Genomic DNA, 14,960 nt, shown 5'->3' with positions numbered 1-14,960 from the left:
CCCGGTCCTTCCGTCGTCATGGGGCAGGCCATAGGCATACGTAATGAACTCTCAGGCTACCTCACCTGCATGTTCGCATCTCTGGCGCGCACTACGCCGAGGGAGAAAACGGAGGTAGTCCCCAGGCTCACTAGAGGGCTAGGTGTTGAACAGGCTGATATGCAGGTGGACCTCATCGGGTGACCTGACGTCTTGGACAATGTTGCGATAAACCCACGGCTTCTCCACATGGTCTTGGGCCTCTTTGACGTTCGTGGCGCTGGACAACGGAGGACCCGCGATCGCACTGAGGGTCGCCGGGTCCTGCACGGGGCGGAACGGCTCGGTGAACTTCGAATTCCGCAGCATCATCTCCGCCTCCCGTGACGTGGCCCGCAAGGCCACCGCGTAGAGCGTGTCCTGGAAGTGCGTCCGCATCACCTTCAGCACCGCAACGCCGTCCGGGACGTCAATCCGCCCGAAATCCTCGGCCTCGGCGAGCGGTACCTCGACCGGGTCGTCACCGAATGTGAATGCCGAACACCCAGCTAACAGGGCACAGCACATCACCCCCACCAATACCCGCATATTCCCCCTTCCGTACCCGTCAAGTGCCTGCTCAGGCCACCAGAGCGTGATCTTGTTCACGGTACTATCACCCGAGCCTCACGACGCGGGCACCAGGTCTGCGTGCGGCCGAGAACGAAGAGGTCCAGTCATGCCCGGTCGCCACAGTGAACGCAATCGCAGAAGACAACAGTCGGGCCGTACGAGTCTGCCCAAGTGGATCGCACTGGCGGCAATTGCCATCCTGCTCGGCGGTATCGGGTTCTTCGCATACAAGAAGTTCTCCGGACGATGTACAGACATCGCAGCCTTCGCGGTGGCCGCCGACCCGGCCATCGCGCCGGCCGTCTCGAAGGCGCTTGACGGCGCGAGCGCCAAAGAACTCGGCTGCACAAAACTCACCGTGGACGCGAAACCCTCCGCGGCAACAGCAGCGACGCTCGGCAAGCCCGGGGGTGCGCCCGCGTTGTGGCTCCCAGATTCGTCTATCTGGTTGGCGAGACAGATGCGGGCCACCGGGTCCGCCTTGGATTCGGCGAGCCAGTCGGTGGCCAGAACCCCCATTGTGGTGGCCGCCAAACAGGGCGAGACACCGACATTCGACTCCTGGCTGAGCGTGTTGAAGCAGCCCGCACTGCGGATCGGTAATCCACTCGACGACGCCGTGGTGGGCGCGCTCGCCGAGGCCGAACAGGGAAAGAGTGATCCCAATGCCATCACCGCGGCACTCGTTCCCATCGCGCAGTCACAGCTGACCAATACCAAGCAGAGCAGCGCCGAGGAACGGCTGAGCGAGGTGGCCAAGACAGGCGGCCTGGCAGTCTCCACCGAACAACAACTCATCGACTTCAACGCCAAACATCCCGACACAAAGCTCACCGCCGTCGTTCCCACGACGGGCGCTCCGGCCCTGAACTATCCGATAGCGGTGACCGAGGCCGCCAATGATCGACATGCGAAGGCCAAGCAGGCAGGGGAAGCTCTTGCAGAGCGACTGACCGGCGGCAACGGTGCAGATGCCTTGACGAGTGCGGGATTCCGCGGACCGGACTTCGCGCCGCCGGGGGGCAAGGGGTTGGGCAGGATCGAGACACTGACCGTGAACGACCTGACCGCGCTCGACACCGCGATGCGCCGATACGCGATGCTGGCCTTGCCTTCTCGAATGCTTGCCGTTCTCGATGTCTCCGGCTCGATGAAGTTCTCCGCCGGGCAGACCACCCGTGTCGGTCTGTTGAGCCAGGCGATCGACAACGGGCTTCCGCTGTTCCCCGAGAACGCACAGATCGGGCTGTGGGCCTTCTCGATCGACAAGGGCGGGCCGGGACAGGACTGGAAAGACCTGCTACCCATCCGCACGCTCGACGAGAAGGTGGGCGATAGGTCCCAACGTCAGCTCCTCGCGGACGAGGGCCACGGCCTGGACGCCCTCGTCGGCGGTGGAACCGGCTTGTACGACACCACACTCGCGGCGTTCCGCAAGGTCCAGTCGACATACGACCCGCACTACGTCAACAGCGTGGTGATCATCACCGACGGCGCGAACGAGGATCCGAACGGCATTTCCTTGGACCGATTGCTCGCGACATTGAAGAAAGAGCAAGACGCCGCACGGCCCGTTGTGCTCATCACCCTCGGCATCACAGAGGATGCCGATGCCGCTGTGCTTAAACAGATTTCGGATGCCACCCCGGGTGGCGGCAGTCGCGTCGCACGCAGCGCGGATGAGATCCCCAACATTGTCATCGATCTCATCAGGGCTCGGACCGCCGCCCGCTAGACGAACACGGCCTCCGGCGCCGGTGGGTTGGCGAGCAACGTGGGCAACACGAAAACCCTGACATAGCGCCGAACCTGCTCCGGATTATCGGTTCCCGGGATGAGCCCGAGGAGCAGGGAAAGCGCCACCGACAGCACGTACCGCGCGGCGTCCTCGGGCCGTACACCTTGCCGCACCTCCGCCATCCGGGTGCTGAACACACCTGCGTACAACGAGGTCAACAGGTCGATGAGATGGGGCGCGTTGACAATCAACGAGGCGACCGTGCCGCGATCATCGCGGTCCGCCAGCACGCGCAGTAGCGGATTGGCGCCGACCTCCACGGAAACGATCACCATCGATTCCGGAATGATCTCGGCCAGGTCCTTGAGCACGATAAGTCGACCGATCATGTTGGTGATCTCACTCATCGTCGCGCGGACCACCAGGGCATCCATCAGATCGTCCCGGTTCCGGAAATGCCGATACACCACCGCTCGGCTGTATCCGGCTTCCCGCGCAATGGCTTCCATCGTGGATGCGCCGTATCCGCGCTCGATGAACAGCCGCTCCGCAGCATCAAGAAGCTGCGCCTGCGCCTGCTGGGCGGTGTTACCACCGCCCGGCGGTCTGCCGCGTCCACGTGAAACCTTGCTCTCGCCCTCACTCTTACGAACCACCCCGCAGCCACCTCCTCAGGTAATATATTGACACTTTTATAGATTTGCCTATTATCAATTGCATGCAAACCGACCTGGCCAAATACTCTAATCCCGGCGGTGTCGTACCAGACCGCACGACGTGGACGCCCTGGCTGAGGGCTTGGCGCATGCTGATTGATGCCAAGTACCACGGCGACATCTATGAGGCGTTCCTCGGCATGGAGGCGCCCGTCTTCGCACGTTCCTACTATCAGGTGCGGGCCCATCCGAATGGCCGAAAGCTGTTCAAGCACAAACCAGACCTGCTAGCCGTACTCAACGATGTGGAGTATCTGAATTCCCTGCCATTCGGCAGCCTGGGGCACGCCTACCTGTCGTTCCTGAACACCAACAAACTCGACGCAGGCGTCTTCGGCGAAGCGAACATCATCAGGCCGATCGCCGAGAAGAACAACTGGGACGAGGACTTCTACTACATGATCATCAGGGGCACTGCCCTTCATGACATGTTCCACACCATCGGCGGCTACGGTCCCGACATCGCCGGCGAAATGGCCAACATCGGATTCCATTGCGGACAAATGGAACCCGCAGGCCCACTGGAGAAGCTCGGGATGTTCGGCGCCCTCACCCTGCCGGGCGCTTCAGCGCCGTTCAAACTCCGCTACTACCGCCAGGCGGTGGAGCGCGGCCGTCGTGCCGACCTGCTGATGGCCGCGCCCTGGGAGGAGCTACTCGAACTGCCCTATCGCGAGGCCCAGTCGGTGCTGGGGGTGAGCCCGGTCGAGGTGGCGCATCCGCAGGGTAGGTGGACCACCGAATGGACACCGCCTTCAATCAACCCGCCGACCCCCTGGAACTACGAGCACATCCTCTCCGCAGGCCCTATCGCGGCCTGAATCGCCACCGAATCAACACGATTCGCCCCATGCACGATCCTCGGTGATTCATTCACCGACAAGATCGCCAGAATGTCTAATATTCCGAACACCCGCGTGCACAACATGGGTTCGGAGCCGAGCGCCTTCGGCCGCTCCGGTGTGAACGGCAATCGGCGTGCTGGTCGCCGATTACGTGTTGTGGTTTAGTGGCAATCACAACGCTGATGAGCCTGCCCGGCGAAGAAGCGACAACAACGCTGTTGACCACCCTCAGAAGGTGAGAATGCGCTGATGACCGATGCCGCTGTGGATATCCGGGAACGTGACATCGCCACGAACGGGGTGCACCTGCGCATCGTCGAGGCGGGTGAGCAGGGCCAGCCGGTAGTCCTTCTGGCCCATGGCTTCCCCGAGTTGGCCTACTCCTGGCGCCACCAGATTCGGGCACTCGCCGCCGCCGGATATCACGTGATCGCCCCCGACCAGCGGGGTTACGGCAGGTCGAGTTCACCGGCGCACATCGATGACTACAACATCGAAGCGTTGTCCGATGACCTGCTGGGCATCCTGGACGAGGTGGGCGCCGGCAAGGCGACCTTCATCGGGCACGACTGGGGCGCCGTCGTCACCTGGCATACCGCACTCGCAGTCCCCGAACGCGTCGAAGGTGTCGCCGGGCTGTCGGTTCCCTTCACCCAGCGTAGCCAGGTGGCTCCCACCCAGGCGTGGAAAAAGCTGTTCGGCGACAACTTCTTCTACATCCTGTACTTCCAGGAGCCGGGGGTCGCAGACGCCGATCTCAACCGTGATCCCACCGCCACGATGCGCCGCATGCTGGCAGGCATGGCCCATACCGACGGCGCCCAAATGATCGCACCCGGCCCTGCCGGATTCATCGAGCGCATGTCCGATCCCGGCGAGCTTCCCGAGTGGCTGAGCCAGACCGAACTGGACCACTACATCGCGGAATTCACCCGCACGGGGTTCACTGGAGGACTGAACTGGTACCGGAATTTCGATCGCAACTGGGCGCTGACCGAGCGCTTAGCCGGAGCCAATGTCGTTGTGCCCTCTTTATTCATCGCGGGCGCGGCCGACCCCGTTCTCGGTTTCACCGACCACGCGGGGAGTCTGAAATACCGTACCGATAACCGCGGTGACATCCTGATCGAGGGCGCTGGACACTGGATTCAGCAGGAACGGCCCGACGAAGTCAATGCCGCGCTGCTGGAATTCCTGCAGCAGGTTGCACGATGAGCACCCCATTGCGATTCGGCGCCTTCATCACCCCGTTTCATCCTGTCGGCCAAAACCCCACCACCGCACTGGAGTACGACCTGGACCGGGTGGTGGCCCTGGACCGGCTGGGTTATGACGAGGCCTGGTTTGGTGAGCATCACTCCGGCGGCTACGAGTTGATCTCCTGTCCCGAGGTCTTCATTGCCACCGCGTCCGAGCGCACCAAACACATCAGACTGGGCACCGGGGTGGTGTCTCTGCCCTACCACCACCCGTTGATGGTGGTAGATCGCTGGATTCTGTTGGACCACATCACCCGGGGCCGCGTCATATTCGGTACCGGCCCAGGAGCGCTGCCCACCGACGCGTACATGATGGGCATCGACCCGCTCGACCAGCGCCAGATGCAGGAGGAGTCGCTGGAGGCGATCCTGGCGCTGCTGCGCGCCGCGCCCGAGGAGCGCATCACCCGCGAAACATCCTGGTTCACTTTACGGGACGCGCAGCTGCAACTGCGTCCCTATACCCACCCCTATCCGGAAATCCTTACCGCGGCAATGTTTTCCCCTTCAGGGCCACGGCTGGCCGGGAAGCTCGGCGCCGGGCTGCTGTCCTTGTCGGCATCGATCCCCGGTGGATTCGCGGCATTGGAAAATGCCTGGGAGGTGGTGCGTGAGCAGGCGACCACCCACGGGCATCCCGAACCAGATCGGTCCAGTTGGCGGGTGCTCGGCATCATGCACCTCGCCGAAACACGCGAGCAGGCCATCGAGGACTGCACGTACGGTCTGCCGGACTACGCGCACTACTTCGGTGCCGTCGGGGTCCTGCCCCTTGCGAATGAAGTAGACGGCGCCCAGGCGGACCCGCGCGAGTTCGTCAAGGCTTATGTGGACGAAGGGAACTGCTGCATCGGGACGCCCGAGGATGCCATCGACTACATTCAGGGCCTGCTCGACAAGTCGGGCGGTTTCGGCACATTCCTGATGCTAGGGCACGACTGGGCGTCGCCAGAAGCCACGTTCAAATCCTATGAACTGTTCGCCCGCAAGGTGATTCCACATTTTACGGGACAGCTCACCGCCGCCAAGATCTCGCACGACTGGGCGCAGGCCAAGCGCGGCGAGCTACTGGGCCGCGCCGGCGAAGCCGTCGCCAAGGCCATCGGCGAGCACGTCAGCGATGAGCGGCTCCGCGAAGAGCAGACAACACGGTGAAAGGTTCAATCTGATGCGAGCATCGGTGCTGCGCAACGGCGCGATGGTCTATCGAGACGATGTGGCCGACCCCGTGCCCGGAGAAGGACAAGTACTCGTCAAAGTCACCGCATGCGGAATCTGCGGATCGGACCTTCATTTCGCACGGCACGGCGCACAAGCGATCGAACTGTCCAAGCAAATGGCCGGCATGCCCAGCCTTACCGACGGCATCGACCTGGGGGCCGACGTCTTCATGGGCCATGAGTTCGCCGCGGAAGTGATCGAGGCCGGACCGGGGACGCAGGCACCCGCGCCTGGCACCGCCGTGACGTCGATTCCAATCTTGCTATCTGCCAAGGGGATCGAACCGATCGTCTATAGCAACAGCACACTCGGCGGCTACGCCGAGCAGATGCTGTTGAGCGCTCCACTGCTGCTACCCATCCCCAACGGCCTCGACCCACGGCACGCCGCGCTCACCGAACCGATGGCGGTCGGTCTGCATGCCGTCAACAAATCGGGCATCCAGCCGGGTAGCGGAGCGATCGTCATCGGATGTGGCCCGGTCGGAATAGCAGTGATAGCCGCCCTGCATAACCTGGGCATCGAGCCGATTGTCGCCGCGGACTACTCCCCCGCCCGGCGTGATCTGGCACAGCTCATGGGAGCACACGAGGTCGTCGACCCCGGTGTCGAGCCCACCTTCGAGGCCTGGTCCAGAGTCGGCAAGGGCGCGCCGGTGATCTTCGAGGCCGTCGGGGTGCCGGGCATCCTCAACGATGTGCTGAGGGATGCGCCGCACAGCTCCCGGGTGGTGGTTGTGGGCGTCTGCATGGAGCCCGATGCCATCACCCCGTACTTCGGGATCGCCAAGGAAGTTGCGCTTCAATTCGTGCTCGCCTACGACCCGACGGAGTTCTCCGAAACGCTGCGGCGAATCGCACACGGCGAGATCGATGTTGCGCACCTCGTCACAGGTGAGGTAGGTCTGGAAGATGTCGGATCGGCATTTACCGATCTCGGCGATCCGGGGCATCACTGCAAGATTTTGGTGGTGCCGTAAAGGTTGGGGAGGACAGGAAGTGATATGCGGGTACGACGACGGACAGCACTGACTCGGACGGCCGCTGTGGCTGCCACCGCAGCGATGGCGGTGCTTGTCGCCGGCTGCGGTGACGATTCCACCGGCAGCCCGGAGTCCACGCGGAATGTGACGGTGATCGGCAAGGGCGAGGTCAAGGGCGCACCCGATGTCCTGCGCGCCGATGTGGGCGTATCGGTGACCGCCAAGGACGTCTCCGGGGCACTGTCTCAGGCCGGCGAGAAGGCTCAGGCCGTCATCGACGCCGTGGTCGGTGCCGGGGTGGCCCGCGAGGACGTCCAGACCAACGAGCTGTCCATCCAGCCCGAACAGACATACCCCCAGGGCGGTCCCGCACGTATTACCGGGTACAACGCCACCAACTCCGTGCGTATCCACGTCCGCGATCTCAAGAAGGCATCCGAAGTCCTGGACAAGGCCGTGCAGGCGGGCGGCGACGCGGCACGGCTGTCCGGCGTCAGCTTCGATCTCGACAACGACGCCGACCTGGTGAAGGGTGCGCGGGAGCGTGCCTTCAATGACGCCAAGGCCCGTGCCGAGCAGTACGCGGGCCTATCGGGCTCCACACTGGGCAAGGTGCTGCGCATCGACGAATCCCACGGATCGGTGCCTCCCCCTGCGCCGATGATGGGTAAGCGGGCACCCATGCAGGCCGACGCGTCATTCGCGCCACCGCTGGAACCCGGCCAGCAGACGGTGACATTCGAGGTAAGCGTCATCTGGGAGCTGAATTAGGCGATGGGTGATATCACGGTTGTGGGCCATGGCGAGGCCAGCGGTAGTCCCGACGTGTTCATGGCCACGGTCGGTGTGTCGGTGCGCTCACGGCGTATCGCCGGGGTGATGGCCGACGTGAAGGCCAAGGCTCGTGCGGTGATCGATGCGGTGCTCGACTCGGGTGTGGCCGCCGAGGACGTGAGAACCGCATGGATGTCGGTGCACCCGCAATTCGACGGCAACAAAATCACCGGATACTCGGCCGACAACTCGGTGCGGATCACCGTCCGCGATCTATCGAAGGTCTCCGATGTGCTGGACAAGGCCGTCACTGCGGGAGGTGAGGCCGCACAGCTGTCCGGGGTCAGCTTCGATTTGCAGGACAGCACCGATCTCGCTACCCAGGCACGTGAACGAGCATTCTCCGATGCCAGGGCCCGGGCCGAACAGTACGCAACCCTATCCGGGGGGAACCTGGGCAAGGTGCTACGCATCGACGAGACCGGGGGCCATTCGAGCCCGTCCCCGCGCGCCGAGTTCGCGATGCTGCGTGCGGCGAGCGGGCCGCCGGTGGAGGCGGGTCAGCAGACCGTCAGCGCCGCCATCACCGTGACGTGGGAGCTGACATGAACGCCGACAAGAGGACCGTCGACAACAGTTAGCCGGTATAGACGCGCGGGTGCAACGTGCCGATGAAAGGCAGATCGCGGTAGCGCTCGCCGTAGTCGAGTCCGTAACCGACCACGAACTCGTTGGGGATCTCGAAGCCGACGAGAGCCACGTCTACGTCGACTTTCTTAGCTTCAGGCTTGCGCAGCAGCGAGACCACGTTCAGTGACCGTGGGCCGCGCGAGGCGAGGTTCCGCATGAGCCAGCTCAGCGTCAGCCCGGAATCGATGATGTCTTCGACGATCAGGACATCGAGGTTCTGGATGTCCCGATCCAGATCCTTGAGGATGCGCACCACACCGGAGGACGAGGTCGCCGAGCCATACGAGCTGACGGCCATGAACTCCATCTGGGTCGGGATGGGGATGGCCCTGGCCAAATCCGAGACAAACATGACGGCGCCCTTGAGCACGGTCACCAGCAGCAGGTCGCCCTCGATGTCGCGATACTTCTCGCCGATGGCAGCGCCGAGCTCCTGAGTCCGGGCACGAATCTGCTCCTCGGTGAGGAGCACCGATTTCACGTCGCCGCTGTATTGCTCGCCGCATGACTGTTGCTGTTCGCAGGTCACGACCGACAGCGTGCCATGGAGGACGCTTGCTCTCCAAGCCGACCTCCCCGGACGGTCTTCCCGCAAGCGGCTCATCCCAATTGGCTAGTGACTTTGTTTACGAAATAGGCCACTATGGAAACGTGAGCAATGGCGCTTACGGGGCAGGCGAAAAGTTGCCGTCCCGCGATATCCGCGTGGTGGTAATCGGGGCCGGCATGTCCGGCTTGTGCATGGCCTCGACCCTCCGGCACCGGGGCATCACCAACTTCACCGTCTACGAGAAGGCCGACGAGGTCGGCGGAACCTGGCGGGATAACACCTACCCGGGTCTGCAGTGTGATGTGCCGTCGCGCTACTACTCCTACTCTTTTGCCCCGAATCCCGCGTGGAGCAAAGGCTTCTCACCAGGCGCAGAGATCCACCAATACTTCGTGAGATTCGCCGACGAGCAGGGTCTGCGCAAGAACATCCGATTCGGCGCAGCCGTCACCCGAGCCGAATGGGTAGATGGGCCGGGCCAGTCCCACTGGGAGTTGGAAGTTTCCGACGGCAGCCGCGACACCGCTGATGTCGTGGTGAGTGCCACCGGAGTGCTACACCTCCCCCGCCTTCCCGATATCGACGGGCTGCGAACATTCGCCGGTCCATGCTTTCACTCGGCGCGGTGGGATCACTCGGTACCGTATGCGGGGAAACGGGTCGGGCTTATCGGTACCGGGTCCTCGGGAGTCCAGATCATCAGCGCACTCGCCGACGAGGTGCAGAGCCTCTCGGTGTTCCAGCGCTCGGCGCAGTGGGTCGCACCTGTGCCCAACTTCACCTACTCATCCATGTCGAAGTCGATGTGGTCCCGGGTTCCGATACTGAACAGATTCTCTTACCGCTTGTGGCGCTTCTATTTCGAGCGCGGCGTGGGTGGATCTGTGGTCAGTCCCGGCGTGCGGCGGCGACTCATCCAGGGGTTCGTGCGGGCATCGCATCGGCTCCTCATCCACGATCGCGCACTACGCGACAAGCTGCATCCCGATTACGAGCCGCTGTGCCGACGATTGGTGATGTCGGTGCCGTTCTTCAAGGCGGTGCAACGCCCCAATGTCGCGGTACTCACCGAGGGCATTGAACGCATCGTGCCAGAGGGCGTCATCACAAACGATGAAGTTCTGCACGAGCTCGACATCTTGGTATGCGCCACAGGCTTTGACGCTCATTCCTACTTGCGGCCGATGGAGGTTATCGGCCGCAACGGGGTCAAGCTCAGCGAGGTGTGGAGTGATGGGCCGCGTGCATACCGCGCCGTGGGTCTGGCCGGGTTCCCGAACTTCTTTCTCTTGATCGGACCGAACAGTCCGATCGGAAACAACTCGCTCATCTCGATCGCCGAGACGCAGGTGAAGTTCGCGATGCATTGGATCGACGAAATCCGTTACGGCCGAGTTCAATCGGTGGCACCGACCGCGCATGCCGCAGATGCATTCAACGCCGAGGTGCGCCGGGCGATGCCCAACACCGTGTGGTCCTCGGGATGCGACAGCTGGTATCTGGGAGCCGACGGCGTACCAGAGCTGTGGCCCTGGCCTCCCGTCGACTACCGCCGCACGCTCACCTCCCCGAATCGCGAGGACTTCGCAATCACTTAGACGTCGTGGATCGACAGCACCAGCCGGTCACCCGATCGCGAGGCCACCAGACGCTGGTACGGCAAGTCTGCGCCCACCGCAACCCCGCCCTGCCCGTGCCACTGCGCGACGAGCCCATCCACCGCGCGAATCTGGTTGTCGTTCAGATCCTGCGCGCCACCGGCCAACAGCCACAGTCTGATCACCCGCCGCCGCACAGCGGGCGCCAGGTCGTGCAGACCCGAAACCTCCAGGGAATCCTCACCGCAGAAAGCCACCCGTGCTTGTTCGTCGAGTGCATCCCCATCATCGCGTAGCGAGGCCGCGGTTCGGGCAAGGGCCTCGGCGACACCGCCTCCGAGAACCTGCTCCAGTAACGGCAGCACCTCATGACGCAGGCGGACCCGGACGAAGCGCGGATCGACATTGTGCGGGTCTTCCCATGGGGTAAGGCCATATTCGGCGCAGGCCGCACGCGTCTCGGTGCGGCGAATATCGAGGAACGGGCGCCCCCAGGGGGCATCCCACGGGCGCATTCCGGCGATGGAACGCCCTCCGGATCCTCGCCCGAGTCCGAGCAGCACCGTTTCGGCTTGGTCATCGAGGGTATGGGCGAGAAGCACGGGCAGCCCGTCACTGGCCGTACGCAGCGCGGCATACCGGGCAGCCCTGGCAGCCGCTTCCAGACCGCCAGGGCCGTCAACGATCACCGAAAAAACCAATGCGTCACGACATCCCAGAGCCAGCGCCTGATTCCGCGCCTGGGCCGCGACCTCGGCCGAGCCGTGCTGCAGCCCATGGTCGACGATCAGCGCGGTCACCGTCCAGCCCTGCCCGACGGCCGCCGCCACGAGAGCCAACGAATCAGCGCCACCCGAGAGCGCCACGGCTACTTCTGTTGCATTCGGGAGGTACTGCGCACCAAAGGCTTTGACAGCCCGCCGCAGCTCTAGAGAACTCGGGCGATCCACAGGTCCGGGTCCTCGATTTCGGCGGGCTTGGGTAACGTCTCGGGGTCTTGCCAGATGGTATTGAAGCGCTCCATCCCCACCGTTCCCACCACGTGGTCGACAAACCTCTTGCCACGGGTGTACTGACGCATCTTGGCATCCATGCCGATGAGCGCACGGATGACCCGTTGCAGCGGTGGCTGCTTGCGTGAACGCCGTGCCTCGAAGCGCGACCTTATGGATGACACCGAGGGGACTACGGCCGGGCCCACCGCATCCATGACATGGTCGGCATGTCCTTCGAGAAGGGTGCCCAGCACCAGCAGACGATCCAGCGCGTCCCTGCCACTCTCGGATTGCATGGCGCGCAGAAGGTCGACAATCCCGTTCTCGCCCTGCCCCTTCGGAGATCGGACAAACTCGGCCAGCCTGCCGAGCATGCCGGCCACATCCTCTTCTTGTTCATGTGCGAGTGTCGCCAAGGTGCCCGACATGTAGTCCGCCAGCCACGGGTTGGCCGAGAACTGCACACGGTGCGTCACTTCATGCAGACACACCCACATCCGGAAATCGCTTGGCATCACCCGAAGTTGGCGTTCCACTGCGATGATGTTCGGATACACCAGCAGTAATGCGCCCGCCCCCTCCGCGGTGAACGGGTCGTACTGCCCGAGAATGCCCGACGAGACGAAAGCCAGCACGGCGCCGGTTTGTGCTCCGGCGACGCGGCCGGACAAAAACCCCGAGGCGCCGCCGTCACCGCCTGCCATCACCCGCATGGACTCGGCCGCAGCCGCAATCCAGCTAGGGCGATCAATGACCCGCGCCTCCGGAACCATCAGCCCATCGGCCAGGCCGGTGAGCTCACGCACCGGGGCCTCCGCACGCCGCGCCGCATCCGATAGCTCGGCGATGGCCTGCTGGCGCGTGTATTCGGTGGTGGGTGGCGCGGGTCGTGCCAGCTTGGCGCCCACGGTGGCGGCGAACTCCCAATTGACCATGCGGCCAACCGTCAACTCGGGACGCTCGGTTCCGGCTCCGCGCTTCACGACGCGATCCGGCGTGGCCATCAGCTACATCCGCATGACCGCAGCACCGCCGCGGTGTTATCCACCGCGTTGCGCGCGGTCGGGGCAGTGGCCTGGTTCTGCATCAACGTGAAGGTGAGCACCCGACCGCTGATGTCGGTGACCACACCCGCAAGTGTGTTCACCCCGGTGAGAGACCCGGTTTTGGCGCGCAACCAGCCCGCTGAGGTTTGGTTTTGGAGGACGAAGCGTTCCGACAGCGTGCCGCTGCCGCCGGCGATGGGCAGCACATCCAGCAGCGGTCGCAGCTTCGGCTGATCGGGACCGGCGGCGGCTCCGATGACCTCGTCAAGGGTGCGTGCCGTCACCCTGTCATCCACCGACAACCCACTGGAATCACGCAACGTCAGGCCCGTGAGATCGATTCCTGCGCTGCGTAACTGGCTCGTGACCGCATCGACGGTTCCGTAGAAGGTCTGCGGACGGCCCGAGGCGAGCGCCACCTCACGGCCGATTGTCTCTGCCATGACGTTGTCGGAGGCGTTCATCATCTCCCGCAGCCGCTCCATCAGCGGTGCCGACTGCACGGAGGCAATGGATTTCGCCGTTGGGGGCGCAGTATCCAATCGCACGGTATCCGGGTCGGCCCCCAGCGCGGTGGCGAGTGCACGCCCGGCGTCCAATGCGGGAGTGGTGGAACGGCGTGAGTCATAGTCGGTCGGTTGTGTGCGTCCGGCATCGAGCATCACGGCCTGGATCGGCGCGACGTCGCCGCCGTCGATATCTGCCGGGTCCCACCCGGGTGCCATCGAGGGTCCACCAAATCGGCTGATATCCACGGTGATTGAGGTGACGGTGACGCCCGACTTACGCACCTGGTCGGCAAGATCACTGATGCGGGCGGCGTCGCGGTACCAGGTGTCGGTACCCACTGGAGCCGCACTGAGGATCGGATCCCCGCCACCGACCAATGTCACCAATCCACGCTGGCCCGCAGTATCGGCCACTACCGACGTGGTGAGTTTGGCATCCCGCTCAAGGGAGATCAGCGCCGCCGCCGCAGTCAGCACCTTGTTGGTGGACGCGGGCACCATCGGCACGGTCGAACCCTGTTGCCACAACTCGCGGCCCGTCAGCGCATCGGTGACCCGGCCGGTGAACATGGCGAGCGCCGGATCGGCCAGCGCCTTGTCCAGGGCCTGCGCCAAACCGTCCGCCGTAGGAACCGGCGCGGAATCGGAAACCGGAACAACCCCCGGCTTGGGGGTGACCAGTACGGGCTCCGGATCGGCGCCCTGCAATTGACGGGAGGTAGCAGCTCCGGTGGTCAGCGAGGCCACGAGCACCAACGCGGCAATCGCCAGTACTACGGCGACGGCAAGCAGGACATGGGTAGAGCGCCGCCAGCGACGCGGATCAAGTGCCCTGGCGGTGACCATGCTCTGCAGGGTATCGCTATCCTGGTGCCCGCTGGACGAGCGCTTGCGCGAAGACTGACAGGCAGACTTGACAGGCTAAGTACCACCGACATTCAAGGAGCGGGTGTGGAGTTCGACGTCACCATCGAGATCCCCAAGGGTCAGCGCAACAAGTACGAGGTCGATCACGTGACCGGCCGGGTGCGCCTGGACCGCTACCTCTACACGCCCATGGCCTACCCCACCGATTACGGGTTCATCGAGAACACGCTCGGCGAGGACGGCGATCCGCTGGATGCCCTGCTGCTACTGCCCGAGCCCGTCTTCCCGGGCGTGATCGTCGAGGCACGGCCCGTCGGCATGTTCAAGATGGTCGACGACGGCGGCGGCGACGACAAGGTGCTGTGCGTGCCCGCGGGCGACCCTCGCTGGGATCATATCCAGGACATCGGTGACGTGTCGAGCTTCGAACTGGATGCCATCAAGCACTTCTTCGTGCACTACAAGGACCTGGAGCCCGGCAAGTTCGTCGAGGCCGCCGACTGGGTGGGCCGCGCCGAGGCCGAGGCCGAGGTCATCGCGTCGTTCGAGCGCCTCAAAACTCAGGGCCACTGACTCGGG

The 14,960-nt window shown here is 63.9% G+C and carries 15 protein-coding genes; 9 read left to right on the top strand and 6 right to left on the bottom strand.

The features are described from left to right. Positions 1-138 precede the first annotated feature (138 nt). Positions 139-567: a hypothetical protein gene (locus MSTE_RS02415; RefSeq protein ID WP_096498681.1), complete on the bottom strand. Its 429-nt coding sequence runs from the start codon at positions 565-567 to the stop codon at positions 139-141. Positions 568-772: 205 nt separating this feature from the next. Between MSTE_RS02415 and MSTE_RS02410 the strand changes: the two genes are divergently transcribed. Then, on the top strand, positions 773-2,326 hold the full coding sequence (locus tag MSTE_RS02410; RefSeq protein ID WP_096505351.1) for a substrate-binding domain-containing protein: 1,554 nt from the start codon (positions 773-775) through the stop codon (positions 2,324-2,326). Here the strand turns inward: MSTE_RS02410 and MSTE_RS02405 are convergent. Then, complete coding sequence (locus MSTE_RS02405; protein ID WP_096498679.1) at positions 2,323-2,985, bottom strand: TetR/AcrR family transcriptional regulator; 663 nt, start codon at positions 2,983-2,985, stop codon at positions 2,323-2,325. The two genes, MSTE_RS02410 and MSTE_RS02405, sit on opposite strands and share 4 nt — an antisense overlap. 62 nt (positions 2,986-3,047) lie before the next feature. Between MSTE_RS02405 and MSTE_RS02400 the strand changes: the two genes are divergently transcribed. The 6 genes from MSTE_RS02400 to MSTE_RS02375 all read left to right on the top strand — a co-directional run bounded on the left by MSTE_RS02400 (position 3,048) and on the right by MSTE_RS02375 (position 8,735). Next, positions 3,048-3,866, top strand: a complete 819-nt coding sequence (locus MSTE_RS02400) for a Coq4 family protein (RefSeq protein WP_096498677.1) — start codon at positions 3,048-3,050, stop codon at positions 3,864-3,866. A gap of 273 nt (positions 3,867-4,139) precedes the next feature. After that, the gene (locus MSTE_RS02395; protein WP_096498675.1) at positions 4,140-5,105 is read left to right on the top strand and encodes an alpha/beta fold hydrolase; all 966 of its coding nucleotides are present in this window, start codon (positions 4,140-4,142) and stop codon (positions 5,103-5,105) included. Beyond that, entirely contained in the window at positions 5,102-6,304 is a 1,203-nt protein-coding gene (locus tag MSTE_RS02390; RefSeq protein WP_096498673.1) for an LLM class flavin-dependent oxidoreductase, read from the top strand. The genes MSTE_RS02395 and MSTE_RS02390 overlap by 4 nt, the downstream gene beginning before the upstream one ends. Positions 6,305-6,317: 13 nt before the next feature. After that, positions 6,318-7,349 carry a zinc-binding dehydrogenase gene (locus tag MSTE_RS02385; protein ID WP_096505349.1) on the top strand — a complete coding sequence of 344 codons (1,032 nt, stop codon included), beginning with the start codon at positions 6,318-6,320 and terminating at the stop codon, positions 7,347-7,349. Between the two features lie 24 nt (positions 7,350-7,373). Then, positions 7,374-8,123 (top strand): SIMPL domain-containing protein, encoded by a 750-nt coding sequence (locus MSTE_RS02380; protein ID WP_096498671.1) that lies wholly within the window; start codon positions 7,374-7,376, stop codon positions 8,121-8,123. Positions 8,124-8,126: 3 nt separating this feature from the next. Further along, positions 8,127-8,735 carry an SIMPL domain-containing protein gene (locus MSTE_RS02375; protein WP_096498669.1) on the top strand — a complete coding sequence of 203 codons (609 nt, stop codon included), beginning with the start codon at positions 8,127-8,129 and terminating at the stop codon, positions 8,733-8,735. Between the two features lie 28 nt (positions 8,736-8,763). Here MSTE_RS02375 and hpt read toward each other — a convergent pair whose 3' ends face one another. Continuing rightward, positions 8,764-9,345, bottom strand: coding sequence for a hypoxanthine phosphoribosyltransferase (gene hpt, locus MSTE_RS02370; protein WP_096498667.1), 582 nt, complete (start codon positions 9,343-9,345; stop codon positions 8,764-8,766). Between the two features lie 122 nt (positions 9,346-9,467). On the opposite strand from hpt, the gene MSTE_RS02365 reads away from it, so the two are divergent. After that, the gene (locus MSTE_RS02365) at positions 9,468-10,964 is read left to right on the top strand and encodes a flavin-containing monooxygenase (RefSeq protein WP_096498665.1); all 1,497 of its coding nucleotides are present in this window, start codon (positions 9,468-9,470) and stop codon (positions 10,962-10,964) included. Here MSTE_RS02365 and tilS read toward each other — a convergent pair. From tilS to dacB, 3 genes are read right to left on the bottom strand one after another with little or no spacing between them, the layout of a single operon-like run. Continuing rightward, on the bottom strand, positions 10,961-11,890 hold the full coding sequence (gene tilS / locus MSTE_RS02360; protein WP_096505347.1) for a tRNA lysidine(34) synthetase TilS: 930 nt from the start codon (positions 11,888-11,890) through the stop codon (positions 10,961-10,963). The two genes, MSTE_RS02365 and tilS, sit on opposite strands and share 4 nt — an antisense overlap. Before the next feature lie 2 nt (positions 11,891-11,892). Then, positions 11,893-12,963: a zinc-dependent metalloprotease gene (locus tag MSTE_RS02355; protein WP_096498663.1), complete on the bottom strand. Its 1,071-nt coding sequence runs from the start codon at positions 12,961-12,963 to the stop codon at positions 11,893-11,895. Further along, a complete protein-coding gene (gene dacB, locus MSTE_RS02350) occupies positions 12,963-14,360 on the bottom strand; it encodes a D-alanyl-D-alanine carboxypeptidase/D-alanyl-D-alanine endopeptidase (protein WP_096498661.1) in 1,398 nt (465 codons plus the stop codon). Before dacB ends, MSTE_RS02355 begins: the two co-directional genes overlap by 1 nt. Positions 14,361-14,465: 105 nt before the next feature. Here dacB and MSTE_RS02345 point away from each other — a divergent pair, with 105 nt between their 5' ends. Beyond that, complete coding sequence (locus MSTE_RS02345) at positions 14,466-14,954, top strand: inorganic diphosphatase (protein WP_096498659.1); 489 nt, start codon at positions 14,466-14,468, stop codon at positions 14,952-14,954. Positions 14,955-14,960 lie beyond the last annotated feature (6 nt).

Origin of the sequence: [Mycobacterium] stephanolepidis (assembly GCF_002356335.1) — a bacterium.
Lineage (GTDB): Bacteria > Actinomycetota > Actinomycetes > Mycobacteriales > Mycobacteriaceae > Mycobacterium > Mycobacterium stephanolepidis.
Note: the sequence above shows the minus strand (reverse complement) of the source record. Positions and strands in the feature narration are given on the sequence as shown.